Source organism: Pseudomonas sp. Tri1 (assembly GCF_017968885.1).
In the GTDB taxonomy this organism is placed as follows: Bacteria; Pseudomonadota; Gammaproteobacteria; order Pseudomonadales; family Pseudomonadaceae; genus Aquipseudomonas.
The window spans coordinates 2313805-2328778 of sequence record NZ_CP072913.1; the positions used below are offsets into that span (position 1 = coordinate 2313805).

The 14974-nt window shown below is 61.5% G+C and carries 13 protein-coding genes and 2 pseudogenes; 8 read left to right on the forward strand and 7 right to left on the reverse strand.

The window, feature by feature from the left end:
• Positions 1-107: 107 nt before the first annotated feature.
• From selD to J9870_RS29445, 3 genes and pseudogenes are all read left to right on the forward strand, one after another.
• Positions 108-1142, forward strand: a complete 1035-nt coding sequence (gene selD / locus J9870_RS10315) for a selenide, water dikinase SelD (RefSeq protein WP_210643794.1) — start codon at positions 108-110, stop codon at positions 1140-1142.
• Complete coding sequence (gene mnmH / locus J9870_RS10320; RefSeq protein ID WP_210643795.1) at positions 1142-2245, forward strand: tRNA 2-selenouridine(34) synthase MnmH; 1104 nt, start codon at positions 1142-1144, stop codon at positions 2243-2245. Before selD ends, mnmH begins: the two co-directional genes overlap by 1 nt.
• Before the next feature lie 9 nt (positions 2246-2254).
• Positions 2255-2359: pseudogene (locus tag J9870_RS29445) on the forward strand (metal ABC transporter ATP-binding protein); the annotation flags it as partial.
• Positions 2360-2378: 19 nt separating this feature from the next.
• Here J9870_RS29445 and J9870_RS10325 read toward each other — a convergent pair.
• The gene (locus tag J9870_RS10325) at positions 2379-3053 is read right to left on the reverse strand and encodes a histidine phosphatase family protein (protein WP_210643796.1); all 675 of its coding nucleotides are present in this window, start codon (positions 3051-3053) and stop codon (positions 2379-2381) included.
• A gap of 321 nt (positions 3054-3374) precedes the next feature.
• Between J9870_RS10325 and J9870_RS10330 the strand changes: the two genes are divergently transcribed.
• The 3 genes and pseudogenes from J9870_RS10330 to J9870_RS10340 all read left to right on the forward strand — a co-directional run bounded on the left by J9870_RS10330 (position 3375) and on the right by J9870_RS10340 (position 6591).
• Positions 3375-4073: a glutathione binding-like protein gene (locus J9870_RS10330; protein WP_210643797.1), complete on the forward strand. Its 699-nt coding sequence runs from the start codon at positions 3375-3377 to the stop codon at positions 4071-4073.
• A gap of 228 nt (positions 4074-4301) precedes the next feature.
• The gene (gene hemB, locus J9870_RS10335; RefSeq protein WP_210643798.1) at positions 4302-5276 is read left to right on the forward strand and encodes a porphobilinogen synthase; all 975 of its coding nucleotides are present in this window, start codon (positions 4302-4304) and stop codon (positions 5274-5276) included.
• 221 nt (positions 5277-5497) lie between these two features.
• A pseudogene (locus tag J9870_RS10340) lies at positions 5498-6591 on the forward strand (DUF1615 domain-containing protein).
• Between the two features lie 98 nt (positions 6592-6689).
• Here the strand turns inward: J9870_RS10340 and J9870_RS10345 are convergent.
• Positions 6690-7319 (reverse strand): phage infection protein, encoded by a 630-nt coding sequence (locus J9870_RS10345; protein WP_210643799.1) that lies wholly within the window; start codon positions 7317-7319, stop codon positions 6690-6692.
• Between the two features lie 193 nt (positions 7320-7512).
• On the opposite strand from J9870_RS10345, the gene J9870_RS10350 reads away from it, so the two are divergent.
• Positions 7513-8142, forward strand: a complete 630-nt coding sequence (locus tag J9870_RS10350) for a glutathione S-transferase family protein (RefSeq protein ID WP_210643800.1) — start codon at positions 7513-7515, stop codon at positions 8140-8142.
• A gap of 109 nt (positions 8143-8251) precedes the next feature.
• Here the strand turns inward: J9870_RS10350 and J9870_RS10355 are convergent, their stop codons facing one another.
• The 5 genes from J9870_RS10355 to J9870_RS10375 all read right to left on the reverse strand — a co-directional run bounded on the left by J9870_RS10355 (position 8252) and on the right by J9870_RS10375 (position 12249).
• Positions 8252-8788 (reverse strand): PqiC family protein, encoded by a 537-nt coding sequence (locus J9870_RS10355; protein ID WP_210643801.1) that lies wholly within the window; start codon positions 8786-8788, stop codon positions 8252-8254.
• Between the two features lie 17 nt (positions 8789-8805).
• The gene (locus J9870_RS10360; RefSeq protein ID WP_210643802.1) at positions 8806-10464 is read right to left on the reverse strand and encodes an MlaD family protein; all 1659 of its coding nucleotides are present in this window, start codon (positions 10462-10464) and stop codon (positions 8806-8808) included.
• Entirely contained in the window at positions 10445-11089 is a 645-nt protein-coding gene (locus J9870_RS10365) for a paraquat-inducible protein A (RefSeq protein ID WP_210645183.1), read from the reverse strand. Before J9870_RS10365 ends, J9870_RS10360 begins: the two co-directional genes overlap by 20 nt.
• 11 nt (positions 11090-11100) lie before the next feature.
• Positions 11101-11697, reverse strand: coding sequence for a paraquat-inducible protein A (locus J9870_RS10370; RefSeq protein WP_210643803.1), 597 nt, complete (start codon positions 11695-11697; stop codon positions 11101-11103).
• 111 nt (positions 11698-11808) lie between these two features.
• The gene (locus J9870_RS10375) at positions 11809-12249 is read right to left on the reverse strand and encodes a CBS domain-containing protein (RefSeq protein WP_210643804.1); all 441 of its coding nucleotides are present in this window, start codon (positions 12247-12249) and stop codon (positions 11809-11811) included.
• 347 nt (positions 12250-12596) lie between these two features.
• Between J9870_RS10375 and J9870_RS10380 the strand changes: the two genes are divergently transcribed.
• Positions 12597-14960: a DNA polymerase II gene (locus J9870_RS10380; protein WP_210643805.1), complete on the forward strand. Its 2364-nt coding sequence runs from the start codon at positions 12597-12599 to the stop codon at positions 14958-14960.
• Positions 14961-14974: the final 14 nt, after the last annotated feature.

The following is a 14974-nucleotide window of genomic DNA, read 5'->3' on the forward strand; positions in this document are numbered from 1 at the left end:
GGGCACCAAAAGGTGGCAGGGCGTAGGGTGGTCGCTGTCTTGCCGCGACACAGGACCGTCGGCGTTGCTGGTAGACTCGTTCCAATTGACTGACACGAGGTATGCCCATGAGCGAGCCGATTCGCCTGACCCAGTACAGCCACGGCGCCGGTTGTGGCTGCAAGATTTCGCCCCAAGTGCTGGAAGTGATCCTGGCTGGCAGCGGTGCGCAGAACCTCGACCCCAAGCTGTGGGTCGGCAACGCCTCCCGGGATGATGCTGCGGTATACGCCATCGATGAGGAGCGCGGGGTGGTCTCGACCACCGATTTCTTCATGCCGATTGTCGATGATCCGTTCGATTTCGGCCGCATCGCCGCCACCAATGCCATCAGCGATATCTACGCCATGGGGGGGGACCCGCTGATGGCTATCGCGATCCTTGGTTGGCCAGTCAATGTATTGGCTCCGGAAATTGCCCGGGAGGTGATTCGTGGTGGCCGTTCAGTGTGCGACGAAGCGGGCATTCCCCTGGCCGGCGGGCATTCGATTGACGCGCCTGAGCCGATTTTCGGCCTGGCGGTCACCGGCCTGGTGCAAAAGCGCCACATGAAACGCAACGACACCGCCACCGCCGGTTGCCGCTTGTACCTGACCAAGCCCCTGGGCATCGGCATCCTCACCACCGCAGAAAAGAAAGGCAAGCTGCGCGCCGCCGACGTTGGCCTGGCCCGTGACTGGATGTGCACACTCAATAAACCCGGCAGCCGCTTCGGCAAACTCGACGGTGTGACGGCGATGACCGACGTCACCGGTTTCGGTCTGCTCGGGCACTTGGTGGAAATGGCCGATGGCAGCCAACTGACGGCGCGGATCCGCTACGACGCGGTGCCGCGTCTGCCGGGCGTCGAGTACTACCTTGACCTGGGTTGTGTGCCGGGCGGTACGTTGCGCAACTACGACAGCTACGCCACCAAGGTCGGTCGTGTCCAGGAACTGCACAAGCGCGTGCTGTGCGACCCGCAGACCAGCGGCGGGCTGCTGATTGCTGTCAGCCCCGAAGGCGAGGGCGAATTCCTGCGAGTTGCCGCTGAACTCGGCCTGGCACTGGAGCCGATTGGTGAACTGGTCGAGCGACAGACCTACGCGGTCGAGGTGTCTTGATGGCCAATGACATCACCGATTACCGCGACATCTTCCTCAATGACCGGCCGATGATGGACACCCGCGCGCCGGTCGAATTTCTCAAGGGTGCATTCCCCGGCGTGGTCAATTTGCCGCTGATGACCGACCTCGAACGACAACGCGTCGGCACCTGCTACAAACAGCAGGGGCAACAAGCGGCCATTGTCCTGGGGCATCAGTTGGTGTCCGGCGAGATCAAGGCACAACGCATCAAGGCCTGGGCCGAGTTCGCCCAAACCCATCCTGAAGGTGTGCTGTATTGCTTTCGCGGTGGCTTGCGTTCGCAGATCGTCCAGCAATGGCTCAAGGACGAAGCCGGCATCGACTACCCCAGGGTCGGTGGCGGCTACAAGGCCATGCGCACATTCTTGCTGGACACCGTCGAACAGGCGGTCAGCCAATGTGACCTGGTGCTATTGGGCGGCATGACCGGCACCGGCAAGACCGAAGTGCTGACCCAGTTGAGCAACAGCCTGGACCTGGAAGGCTATGCCAACCATCGTGGTTCGAGTTTCGGCAAGCGCGCCACTGGGCAGCCTTCCAACATCGATTTCGAGAACCGTCTGGCGGTGGACATGCTGAAAAAGCGCGCCGCCGGTATTGAACAGTTTGTGCTGGAAGATGAAAGCCGCATGGTCGGCAGCTGCGCCTTGCCGTTGCCTTTGTTCCAGCGCATGCAGCAGGTTCCGATGGTCTGGCTTGAAGACAGCCTGGAGCGACGGGTCGAGCGGATCCTGCGCGATTACGTCATCAACCTGTGCGCCGAGTTCATTGCCGTACATGGCGACGAGGGCTTCTTGCTGTTTTCCGAGCGATTGCTGGCGAGCCTGGACAACATCCACAAGCGCCTGGGCGGCGACCGTCACCGGCGTTTGATGGACATCCTGGAAGCCGCCCTGGCCGAGCAGGCCCATAGCGGCGCCGTCGACTTGCATCGCGGCTGGATCGAAGGCTTGCTGCGTGAATATTACGACCCGATGTACGTGTTCCAGCGGGAAAAGAAGGGCCTGCGCATCGAGTTTGCCGGGGAGCGGGCGGCGGTGTTGGAGTACTTGCGTGAGCGAGCGGTTAGGGGAGGGTGATAGCCCTGGATCCGAACCAATGTGGGAGCGAGCTTGCTCGCGATAGCGTCGGATCAACCGACATCCATGTTGACTGACACCCCGCTATCGCGAGCAAGCTCGCTCCCACAGGTGTTTTGTCGCTGCAGACAGGCTACGTCGGACAGGCTTCCTTGCCATTGTCCAACCCTTGCTTGTAACTCTGGCTGGTGAGGCTGGCCTTGCCGTTGTGCCAGGTCAGGGTCAGCACATACAGCGAATCGAAGTCCCCCGAGGCCCAGTCTTCGGTAATGGTTTGCTTCTTGCCCACGGCCTCACCGGCGACCTTGTTGATCAGCTCCGGCAGGTAGCCATGGGACCAGGCGGTATAGATGGTCGAGTTGTGGTACTTGTCATGTAGCAATTCGTCCGCCAGGTCGCTGGTATCGTTGGCCGAAAAATTGATATTCACCGGCAGTCCGAGCTTGATGGCACTGGGGCTGATGGTCATCAGCGGGCGAATGTAGCTGTAGGAGTTGTCCAGCTCACCCTCTTCGACGTTGCGGGTCGGGTTGGCTGCGAACACGTAGTCGGCCTTGCCGAATTTTTCCGGCAGCAGGGTGGCCAGGTCGATGGCGCGGTTGAGGCCCTGGCAATTGAGCTGGCCCAGGCCGCCGGCGGGTTTCTCGGCGTGGCGCAGGAACACCAGGGTCTGGATGCCGTCGACTGGCTGGGCGCGACTGACGCTCGACTCCAGCGACAGCACCAGGCCACAGGTCACAAGCAGCGTTGGCAGCAACAGCCACGAACGGTGTTTGAAGCGTCTGGCGAAATTCAGTGGGTTCATCATCGAATAAATGTTCTTTTGAACTCTCTAGTCAGGCTGACAAACCTAGGCACCGCGAGGCATTTGGCCTTGGGTGTTTTTCCGTGTCGTTACGCCGCTTCGATTCCACGGGGGGCATTGCTCAGAGTCGCTTGGCGCCCGTTGGTTCGATCTCGGCTGATCCTGTGCACTGTAAGGCCTCCAGCTTGGAGGTCAGTCGAATGTTAGCGACAGGATGTTGCGGAATTAAGAACGGCCGGTGTGAATCCCGTGACGTGCTTGTGGTGCTGTTCCGCACATCTTGGATTATTCTCAGGCCTTTCCTTAATTGCCGAGCCTGCCCCCATGCCCGACTTGACCTCATTTCCCATTACCCAAAAATGGCCCGCCCAGTACCCGGAGTGGCTGCAGCTCTACTCCCTGCCAACCCCCAACGGCGTCAAGGTCTCGATCATGCTGGAAGAGATCGGCCTACCCTACGAACCCCACAAGGTGGACTTCGGCAGCAACGATCAACTGTCTCCCGAGTTTCTGTCCCTGAACCCCAACAACAAGATCCCGGCGATTCTCGACCCTCATGGGCCGGGGGACCAGCCGTTGGCGTTGTTCGAGTCGGGGGCGATTCTGATGTATCTGGCCGACAAAAGTGGCCAGTTGCTGGCCCAGGAGTCGGCGGCGCGCTATGAGACGATCCAGTGGCTGATGTTTCAGATGGGCGGGATCGGGCCGATGTTCGGGCAGTTGGGATTCTTCAACAAGTTCGCTGGCAAGGACTACGAGGACAAGCGGCCTCGCGATCGGTATGTCGAGGAAAGCAAGCGCCTGCTCAAGGTGCTCGACGGTCGTTTGCAAGGACGGGACTGGATCATGGGCGAGCGCTACACCATTGCCGATATCGCCACCTTTCCCTGGGTTCGCAACTTGATCGGTTTTTATGAAGCCGGGGATCTGGTGGGTATCCAGAACTTCCCCAATGTGACACGGGTGCTGGAGCGCTTCCTGGCGCGGCCGGCGGTAGCACGTGGGTTGAAGATTCCGGAATGAGCGAGCCGATGGCCAGCCGATTCAATTTCAACCAACCGGCCGTGTTCAGCAACGTGTCGCTCAGGGGAATCCGCTGGCGGTGGTGACTTGCATCAATGGTGCGCTGACCTTGTGAAGCGATTATTGCCGCGCCGGTAACACTCTGTTTTCCTGCCGGCGTTTGTGCCTTGGTCGACCAGGGCATAAGCTTTGCCCCTTGTGATCGAGCACCCATTTGCCAGGAGTCCCATGTCCAGCCAGTTCCCCGAAGCCCGCCCACGCCGTCTGCGCCGCAATGCAAGCCTGCGCAGTCTGTTCCAGGAAACCGAATTCACCCTGAACGATCTGGTGCTGCCGATTTTCGTCGAAGAAGAAATCGATGACTTCGTGCCGATCAAGAGCATGCCGGGCGTAGTGCGCATCCCTGAGTCGAAACTGGCCGGCGAGATCGAGCGCTATGCCCGTGCCGGCATCAAGGCGGTGATGACCTTTGGTGTTTCCCATCACTTGGACAGCGACGGTAGCGATACCTGGAACGAGCGCGGCCTGGTGTCGCGCATGGCCGGAATCTGCAAGGACGCGGTGCCGGAAATGATCGTGATGTCTGACACTTGCTTCTGTGAATACACCGATCATGGTCATTGCGGGGTACTCCACGGGCACGAAGTGGATAATGACCGGACCCTGCTCAACCTTGGCAAGCAAGCCGTGGCAGCAGCCCGTGCCGGTGCCGATGTGATCGCTCCGTCGGCGGCCATGGACGGGCAGGTCCAGGCCATTCGCAAGGCCCTGGACGAAGCCGGCTTCAGCCAGACGGCAATCATGGCCTATTCCACCAAGTTCGCCTCGGCGCTCTATGGGCCGTTCCGTGAAGCGGGCGGCAGTGCGTTGAAAGGCGACCGCAAGAGCTACCAGATGAACCCGATGAACCGTCGCGAAGCGCTGCGCGAATCCTTGCTCGATGAGCAGGAAGGTGCCGATGCGCTGATGGTCAAACCGGCCGGGGCCTACCTCGACATCATCCGCGACATTCGCCAGGCTTCGAACCTGCCGCTGTCGGCCTATCAGGTCAGTGGCGAATACGCGATGATCAAGTTCGCTGCCCAGGCCGGCGCCATCGACGAAGCCCGCGTGGTGCGCGAAAGCCTCGGCGCGATCAAACGGGCGGGGGCGGACCTGATCTTCACTTATTTCGCGATGGATTTGGCGCTTGGCGGGATCTGATCCCGCGCCCCTGCCGCATTGGCTGTCTGGGTTGGATCGCGAATCCCGGTACGCCGCCATTCTGCTGTGGGAGCGAGCTTGCTCGCGATAGCGGTGGGTCAGTTTCGGTGATGTTGGATGTGCCGCCGGCATCGCGAGCAAGCTCGCTCCCACATTGGGCATAGCCCGTGCCCGCTTTTGATCGTATGGTTGCTCCGGAATAACGAACCCGATGGAGCACCATGCAACTCAACCGATTAATGATCAGCCTTGCCGCGTTGCTGGCTCTGGCCGGTTGCGGCAGCCGCCAGGTTCAGGAGCCTGAACGTCAGCCCGCCGAGGTCAAGGCGCAGATCGTGCGATTGCTGCCGGCAAAGACTACGGATCGCGAAGGTTGGGCGACGGACATCTACGTGGCCTTCGCGGCTCAACAGATCCCAACCACGACGCAGAACATCTGTGCTGTCCTGGCGGTGACCGAACAGGAGTCGACGTTCCAGGCCGACCCGCCGGTGCCGGGGCTGGGCAAGATCGCGCGTCAGGAGATCAACCGCCGTGCGGCGAAGGTGCACATTCCGCAGTTGTTGGTCAGTGGTGCACTCCAGGTGCGTTCGCCCAACGGCAAAAGCTACAGCGACCGGCTCGATGCGGCGCGTAGCGAGAAGGCATTGAGTGAGATTTTCGATGATTTCATCGGCACGGTGCCGTTGGGCAAGACGCTGTTCGACGGCTTCAATCCGGTACACACGGGTGGGCCAATGCAGGTCAGCATTGCTTTTGCCCAGGCCAATGCACGGAATTATCCCTACACGGTAGATGGCTCGATTCGTCGCGAAGTGTTCAGTCGTCGGGGGGAATGTATTTTGGTATCGCGCATTTGCTGGGCTATCCGGTGAGCTACACCGACCCGTTGTATCGTTTTGCCGATTTCAATGCCGGCTGGTACGCCAGTCGTAACGCGGCTTTCCAGCATGCGGTGAGCCGGGCCTCAGGCATTTCCCTGGCGCTGGACGGGGATTTGATTCTGCCGGGTTCCATCATGCCGGGCAGCACGGAACTGGCGGTGCGCACGCTGGGCAAATCGCTGGGAATGCGTAACCCGACCATTCGCGACCAGTTGGAGCAGGGCGACAGCCTTGGGTTTGAAGACAGCAAGCTCTACAAGCGGGTGTTCGAATTGGCTGAGCAGGCTGAGGGCAAGGCGTTGCCGCGAGCGGTATTGCCGGGGATCGTGCTCAAGAGCCCGAAGATTACGCGCAATCTGACCACGGCGTGGTTTGCCAAGCGAGTGGATGAGCGTTATCAGCGGTGCATGGCGCGGGCGTCGGGGCGTTAGCCAAACGCAGGCAAGTAAAAGCCCGGCGGATAAGGCCGGGCTTTACTGGGATGGTATGGGTTCGGGAGCTATCTGGAGCGCTGTGACGACGGAACACCTCATGCGCGGTTTTCGATCAAGCGATCAGAGCCACCTTCGGCGACGCGACGTTCCTGCAAACGATCAGCACCGCCTTCAGCGACGCGGTTTTCGATCAAGCGATCAGAGCCACCCTCGGCGACGCGACGTTCCAGCAGACGATCGGCACCGCCTTCAGCGACGCGGTTTTCGATCAGGCGGTCAGAGCCACCCTCGGCGACGCGACGTTCCAGCAGACGATCGGCACCGCCTTCAGCGACGCGGTTTTCGATCAGGCGATCAGAGCCACCCTCGGCGACGCGACGTTCCAGCAGACGATCGGCACCGCCTTCAGCGACGCGGTTTTCGATCAGGCGGTCAGAGCCACCCTCGGCGACGCGACGTTCCTGCAGACGATCGGCACCGCCTTCAGCGACGCGGTTTTCGATCAAGCGATCAGAGCCACCCTCGGCGACGCGACGTTCCAGCAGACGATCAGCACCGCCTTCGGCGACGCGGTTTTCGATCAGGCGGTCAGAGCCACCCTCGGCGACGCGGTTTTCGATCAGGCGATCAGAACCGCCTTCGGCGACGACGGGTTGGGAGGAAGCGGCAAATACGTTGGTGGCCAGTACAGAGAAAGCGAGGCTGAGGATGACTTGGCGTTTCATGATGGTGTGCTCCGGGGTGCAGTAGGTTTGTGTGGGGCCATTGTTGTCCCGGGCGATCATCAAGAGAACTTCATTGACATGATGGTGAACATCGACGGCAGTGATGGCTCGTTGGCCCGTTACCGGTCAGCTTGATGGAACACCGACGGGCTCGCGGGCTCTACCGGCTAACCCTTATGCAGGAGGCACGTTCATGTATCAGTTATTTGGCCACAGACAATCCGGCTCTTCGGCGGTGGAGATTGCCCTGTGTCTATGTGACGTGGCTTATCGCCGGATCGACGCCTATTCCACCGAAGACAGCGATGCGGCGAAAGAGCTCGAGGCGTTGAACCCTCAAAAGCAGGTCCCGACCCTGCAGTTGCCGGACGGCTCGGTGCTGACCGAAGCCGCAGCGATCCTGATTCATCTCGGGCTGACCTATCCGCAATCGAAGTTGCTGCCTGAAGGGCCTGCCCAGCGCGCGCAAGCCATACGTGGCCTGGTCTATATCGCCGCCAATTGCTATACGCCCATCGGTATCATCGATTTTCCGGAGCGCTGGCTGGCCAATGCGGACGAAGCGACCCGACAGCAATTGGTCGCAGGTACCCGGCAACGGCTATACCGCAACTGGGCACTGTTTGCCGACCAGTTCCCGGCCCGGCCTTTTCTCAGCGGTGCCGAGCCGGGCGCGCTGGATATCCTGGCCGCCGTGATCACCAAATGGAGCGGCACACGGGAGGCGCTGCTAGGCGCCCGGCCTGAGTTCTACGGCCTGCTGGAACGCATCGACCATCACCCGCGTGTAGCACCGGTGCTGTCGCTGCATTGGCCTTCGTAAGAGCTGTCGAGTGGAGCGAGGCTGCGATTTTTCCACTGACACTTGAATCCCAAGTGAAAGATCAAAGGATCGTCCGAACGCGGCCCAAGCCTTCGGCAGCTCCTACAGGTCAAGGGCAGGCGTTGCGTGCAGCGGCCTGTTCAACTAAGCCGACAAATTGTCGGACATTGTTCTGATGCGCCGTCACCAGCGCGTCGATGCTCTCTCCCGCCGGGGTTTGCAGGCTGCTGCGGCAGGAGAGGGGATGGGTTTCGTTGCCCAGGTTGCGCAGGCGCCATTGCACATCCATGCGGGCGTAGCGGCCCGGGATGGAATCGAAGCGTTGTACGTCGACTCGCAGCAACCGCTTCGGTGCACCGGGGTTGTTCAGTTGTTCGTCCAGGCTGCTGTGCAGTTCATCGGCCAGGCTTGCCGCCCACCATTGTGTTTCCAGGATCGCCAGCCCGCTGTTGCCTTGGCGAATAACCATCTGGGTGCGATCCACCTGGGGCGGAACGCTCACTTGTTCGATCTGGATGTCCAGGTTGGAGCGCGACTGGCTGGCAGGTTGGGCCGGGCTCAAGGTGTGATAGTGGATCGGGTCGCTGCGGCAGGCGCCCAGTAGCAATGTCACGGTAACCAGGGTGAGTTTCAGCGTCATTGGCATGGGGCGGGCTCCTGTGATCATTCTGTCACCGGCAATGTGAGGTTCTGTGCCGGTGCGTCCTTGGGACGACCTCGAAGCAGCGATTCGGGATGGCGACTCAGGTAGTCCGACAGTTCGCGCAGCGAGCGCGACATGCGTCCCAGGTCATCCAGGGTCTGGGTCAGTTGTTCACGCTGTGGCGAGTCTTCGGCCAGGGTTGAGTTGGCCGATTGCAAGGTCTTGCTTACATCTTGCAAGGTGCTTTGCACGCCCGACAGGGTCTTGCTGTTGAATTGGGCCAGGCCTTTGCGCAACTCCACCAGGTTGCCATCCAGGTTGCTGGCGATGCTTTCCAGCGGCAGCTTGTTGATCCGCTCGACCATCGCCTGCAGTTGTTCCTGCAGTTGCTGGAGGCTGCCCGGGATAGTCGGTATACGGACCGGTCGGGCAGCAGGGTCGAAGGCGACTTTTTCCGCCTTGGGGTAGAAGTCCAGCGAAATGTACAACTGCCCGGTCAGCAGGTTGCCGCTGCGGGCCTGGGCGCGCAGGCCGCGTTCGACGAAGCTGCCGACCAGGCGGGCACCGGCGGCTTCGTCGTCTGGGTTGTGATTGAGCGTCTTGAGCAGTTTCTCATGGGCCTTGCCCAGGCGCTGAGGGTAAATCACCACGCCGACGTTGACTGGAAAACTGCGCTGCTTCTCATCGAAGTCCAGGTTGATGGCGACCACCCTGCCGATTTCCACGCCGAGGAACTCGACAGGCGCGCCGACTCGCAACCCGCGCAGTGCCTGATCGAAACGCAACGCCAGGTACTGCGCCTTGCCATTGGGCGGGGCGAGGGCGCTCTGCTGGTCGGCAAACAATTCGTAGGTCTTGTCCTCGCTGGCGGGGACGTCGTTGGGGTTGTATTCCGGTGCCCGGAACGCGATGCCGCCCAGCAGCAGGGCCGAGAGTGATTCGGTCTTGACCGCGAAGCCGTTGGCACCAACGTTCACGTCCACGCCGCTGACGTTCCAGAACCGGGTGTTTTCGGTGACGTACACATCGTTCGGCGCATTGATGAACACGTCGATGTTGACGCCTTTACCCTCGGCATCCAGGGCGTAGGACACCACCTGGCCCACCGGAATCTTGCGCAGGTACACCGGCGAGCCGATGTCCAGTGAGCCGAGGTCCTGGGAGTGCAGGGTGAAGCGCTTGCCCGGCTCGCCGTAGGTGATCGGCGGCGGCGCTTCCAGGCCGGTGAAGGACTTGGCGCGCACCTTCGATTGGCCGGCATCGGCACCGATGAAGTCCCCCGACAGCAGGGTGTCGATCCCCGAGATACCACCTGCGCCGATACGCGGCCGCACCACCCAGAATACCGAGTCTTCGTGCGTGAACGTATCGGCTGTCTTGGCCAGCTTTACCGTGGCGGTGACGTTCTTCTGGTCGTCGCTCAGTTGCACGTCAGTGACTTGGCCGATCACCACGTTGCGATATTTCACCTGGGTCTTGTTGGCGGTCAGGCCTTGGCCGGTCTTGAAGGTGATGGTGATGGTCGGGCCTTCCTGCAGCCAGTCGTGAACCACCAGGGACAGGCCCACCAACACCGCGATGATCGGCACGATCCACACCAGCGACACCGTCCAGCGGCGGCTGGTGACCTTGGCGCGACCAGGTGTGGGTTGCCGCCCGTCAGTGGCTTGCGACTTCATCCATGAGCTCCTCGGATGGTTGGGTGTCCCAGATCAGTCGTGGGTCGAAACTCATGGCCGACAGCATGGTGAACAGCACCACGAGGCCGAAGAACAGGATCCCCGGTCGTGGTTCGATATCGCTCAAGGCCTGGAATTTGACCAGTGCCGCGACCAAGGCCACCACCAGCACGTCGAGCATCGACCAGTAGCCGATGACTTCCACCAAGCGGTACAGCTTCGCTCGCTGGAGCTGGGCCCAGGTGCTGCGCCGCTGGGCGGTGACCAGCAGCAGGGTCAGCACCACGAACTTGATGCCCGGCACCGCGATGCTGGCGATGAAGATGATCAGGGCGATGTCCCAGGCACCGCTTTGCCAGAACTCGATGACGCCACTGATGATGGTGCTGTCGGCGCCATTCCCGAGCATCTGGGTGTTCATGACCGGTAGCAGGTTGGCCGGAATGTAGAACACCAGCGCGGCCAGCATGTAGGCCCAGGTACGGGTGATGGCGTCGGGTTTGCGCCGATGCAGGGCGGCGTCGCAACGGGGGCAGGTCGACGGCTCGTCGGTCATGTCGCAGGCCAGGCCGCAGCTGTGACACAGGCACAGGTTCAGGTCGCGGGCCTCTGGCGGGGTGTCCAGCGGCTGGCTGTTCACTGGCTGTCCCACAGGTCGCGGACATCGCGCCCGGCTATGCGGATCATCATCAGGCTCAAGGCCGCCAGGGCGAACAGGCCCACGCCCGGCAGAACGTCCAACAGCCCGGCGAGCTTGATCACGGCCACCAGCGCGCCCAACAGGCACACCTCCAGCATGCTCCAGGGCCGCAGGGTTTCCAGGCTGCGCATGCACAGGTTGAACCCCGGTGCCCGCTGGTTGGCATAGGCGTAGGCCAACACCCAGATCAGGAGCGCCAGTTGGAATGCCGGAGCGATGATGATCGCCACCGCAGCCACCAAGGCGATGAAAGTGATCGGCCCCAGGCTCAGCGCCACGATGGAGTCCCACAGTGTGGCGCTATTGCTCAGGCCCTGGAGGCGGATGCTCATCACCGGGTAGATATTGGCGAAGGCCCACAACACCGCTGCCGTGACGCTCAAGGCCAGGCGCTGCTCGATGCTCAGGCCGTTGTAGCGTTGGATCACCGCGTGGCAGCGCACGCACGAGGCCTTCTGGTGCGGGGCGAGCACAACCGGCTCGTACACCGCATCGCAATGTTCACAGATGATCAGTCGGTCGGTGGCAGCCATCGGGATGCTCGGCGGAACAACCTCTTCAATATAGAAGCACGTTGAGAATGAGCAACCCGCCCGGCAGGCAGTGGGGAAACTTGCTAGGTTTGCACACCGCCCGCGGGACGATCATTCACCGCGAATGTATTGCTCAAGTTGTCGGATCAGGTCCGCCTGCTCGGCAATGGCTTCCTTGACCAGGTCGCCAATGGACAGCAGACCGACGAGTCTGCCGTCCTCGACCACCGGCAAATGCCGCAGGTGCTTTTCGGTCATGATGCTCAAGCAGGTCTCGACGTTCTGGTGCGGGTCTATCGTGATCACGGGGGAGACCATGATCTCACTGACCTTCGTGCCCACCGACGAGCGACCGTGCAAGACCATTTTGCGCGCATAGTCACGCTCACTGATGATCCCCAGTACTTCATCGTTTTTTACCACCAACAAGGCACCGACATTTTTCTCGGCCATGCGCATCAGGGCCTGCAATACCATGTCGTCCGGTGAGATGGTGTGCACTTGCTGGTTTTTTTCATCTTTTATCCGGAGCAACTGCGCGACGGTTTTCATGGGGGAGCCTCAGGTGTTGTTTTTGCGGGTAGTTAAAGAATCGTAGACCCAACGGCGCAGAGCAAGCGGTAAAGCGGCGGCCAGTCGTCCAAAAGCGTCATTGCCGGTGAGTTTCCCTTCGATGTGATGTCATCCACCCCTGTGGCGAAGGCGCTTGCTCCCGCTGGGTCGCGCAGCAGCCCCCGGTTGTTGGCATTCGCCCGATATACCGAGAGGACGGGTTTTAGGGCTGCTTCGCAGCTTGAGCGGGAGCAGGCTCCCTTGCCACAAGAGCATGTCAGTTGAGCGGGTGAAGTGCCCTCGCCACAGGTAGAATCACCGCTCACGTACATTTCGAGGTTGCAGCGGTGGATTTACAGCAGGGCTTCGTCCTGACCCGGCATTGGCGCGACACCCCGGCCGGCACCGAAGTCGAGTTCTGGCTGGCGACCGATGCCGGTCCCCGACGCTTGCGCCTGCCGGTGCAGCCGTCGGTGGCGTTTGTGCCGCAGATCCAGCGCGGCCAGCTCGAGGCCCTGTTGCAAGGGGAGAAGGACATAGAACTACGTCCCCTGGAGCTGCTGGATTTCGAACATCGTCCGGTGTTGGGGCTGTATTGCCAGCAACACGCCCAACTGATGCGTCTGGACAGCACCCTGCGCCGTGCCGGTGTGGAGGTGTTCGAGGCTGACATCCGGCCGCCGGAACGCTACTTGATGGAGCGTTTCATCACTGCACCTGTCTGGTTTGACGGCACACCGACGGCTGACGGCCTGTTGCTCGACGCCCAGATGAAACCGGCGCCCGAGTACCGGCCACCGTTGCGCCTGGTGTCCCTGGACATTGAAACCACCGCCCAGGGCGATTTGTACTCCATTGCCCTTGAAGGCTGTGGCCAGCGTCAGGTCTACATGCTCGGCCCGCCCAATGGCGACGACAGCACTGTGGATTTCCAGCTCGAATACTGCGATTCGCGCACGGCGCTGCTGAAAAAACTCAACGACTGGTTCGCCCGTTTCGACCCCGATGGGATCATCGGCTGGAACCTGGTGCAATTCGATCTGCGGGTGTTGCACGAGCATGCCCGGCGCCTGGCCGTGCCGTTACGCCTGGGGCGTGGTGGGGAAGAGATGCAATGGCGCGAGCACGGTGCACGCAAGAACCACTTTTTTGCCTCGGCTGCCGGCCGGCTGATCATCGACGGCATCGAGTCCCTGCGTTCGGCCACCTGGAGTTTCCCGTCATTCAGCCTGGAGAACGTCGCCCAGACGCTGCTCGGGGAGGGCAAGTCCATCGACAACCCGTACCAACGCATGGACGAGATCAATCGCATGTTCGCCGAGGACAAGCCGGCCCTGGCCCGCTACAACCTCAAGGACTGCGAGCTGGTGACGCGGATCTTCGCCAAGACCGAGCTGCTCAAGTTCCTGCTGGAGCGGGCCAGCGTCACCGGCCTGCCGGCGGACCGCAGCGGTGGTTCGGTAGCCGCCTTCACGCACCTGTACATGCCGCTGATGCACCGCCAGGGTTTCGTCGCGCCGAATCTAGGCCAGCGCCCACCCGAGGCCAGCCCGGGCGGCTTTGTCATGGACTCCCAGCCAGGGCTCTACGAGTCGGTGCTGGTGCTGGACTACAAGAGCCTCTATCCGTCGATCATCCGTACTTTCCTCATCGACCCGGTGGGTTTGATCGAAGGCCTGCGTCATCCCGACGACCAGGCGTCGGTGCCAGGCTTTCGCGGTGCGCGGTTTTCCCGTACCCGGCATTGCCTGCCGGCCATCGTGGCGCGGGTCGCCGAAGGCCGGGAAACCGCCAAGCGCGAACACAACGCACCGCTGTCCCAGGCGTTGAAAATCATCATGAACGCCTTTTATGGCGTGCTTGGCTCCAGTGGGTGCCGCTTCTTCGATACACGGTTGGCCTCGTCCATCACCCTGCGTGGCCACCAGATCATGCAGCGCACCCGGCAACTGATCGAAGCCAAGGGGCATGTGGTGATTTACGGGGATACCGATTCCACGTTCGTCTGGTTGCGCCGGCCCCACGGCCAGGAAGAGGCGGCCAGCATCGGTCGCGAGCTGGTGGCGCACGTCAACCAGTGGTGGCGCGAGCACGTGCGCGACGAATTCGGCCTGGAGAGCGCGTTGGAGTTGCAGTTCGAAACCCACTTCAAGCGTTTTTTGATGCCGACCATTCGTGGCGCCGAGGAAGGCAGCAAGAAACGCTACGCCGGACTGGTGACCCGCGCCGACGGCAGCGACGAAATCGTCTACAAGGGCCTGGAAACCGTGCGCACCGACTGGTCGCCGCTGGCCCGGCAATTCCAGCAGGAGCTGTATGGACGGATCTTCCACCGCCAGCCTTATCAGGATTACGTACGCGATTATGTGCAGCAGACCCTGGCCGGCGCGTTCGATGATCGGCTGGTCTATCGCAAGCGCCTGCGCCGGCCGCTGGAGGACTACGAACGTAACGTGCCGCCCCATGTGCGGGCCACGCGCCTGGCCGATGAATTCAACCAGCGCCAGGGCCGTCCGCGGCAATACCAGAATGGCGGCTGGATCAGCTACGTCATCACCGTCGCCGGTCCCGAACCGCTGGAAATCCGTAGCGCACCGATTGATTACGACCACTACGTGACCAAGCAGCTACAGCCGGTGGCGGACGCGATCCTGCCGTTTGTGGATGATGATTTCTCGACGTTGGTGGGGGGGCAGATGGGGTTGTTCTGAACCCACAGGTCGGT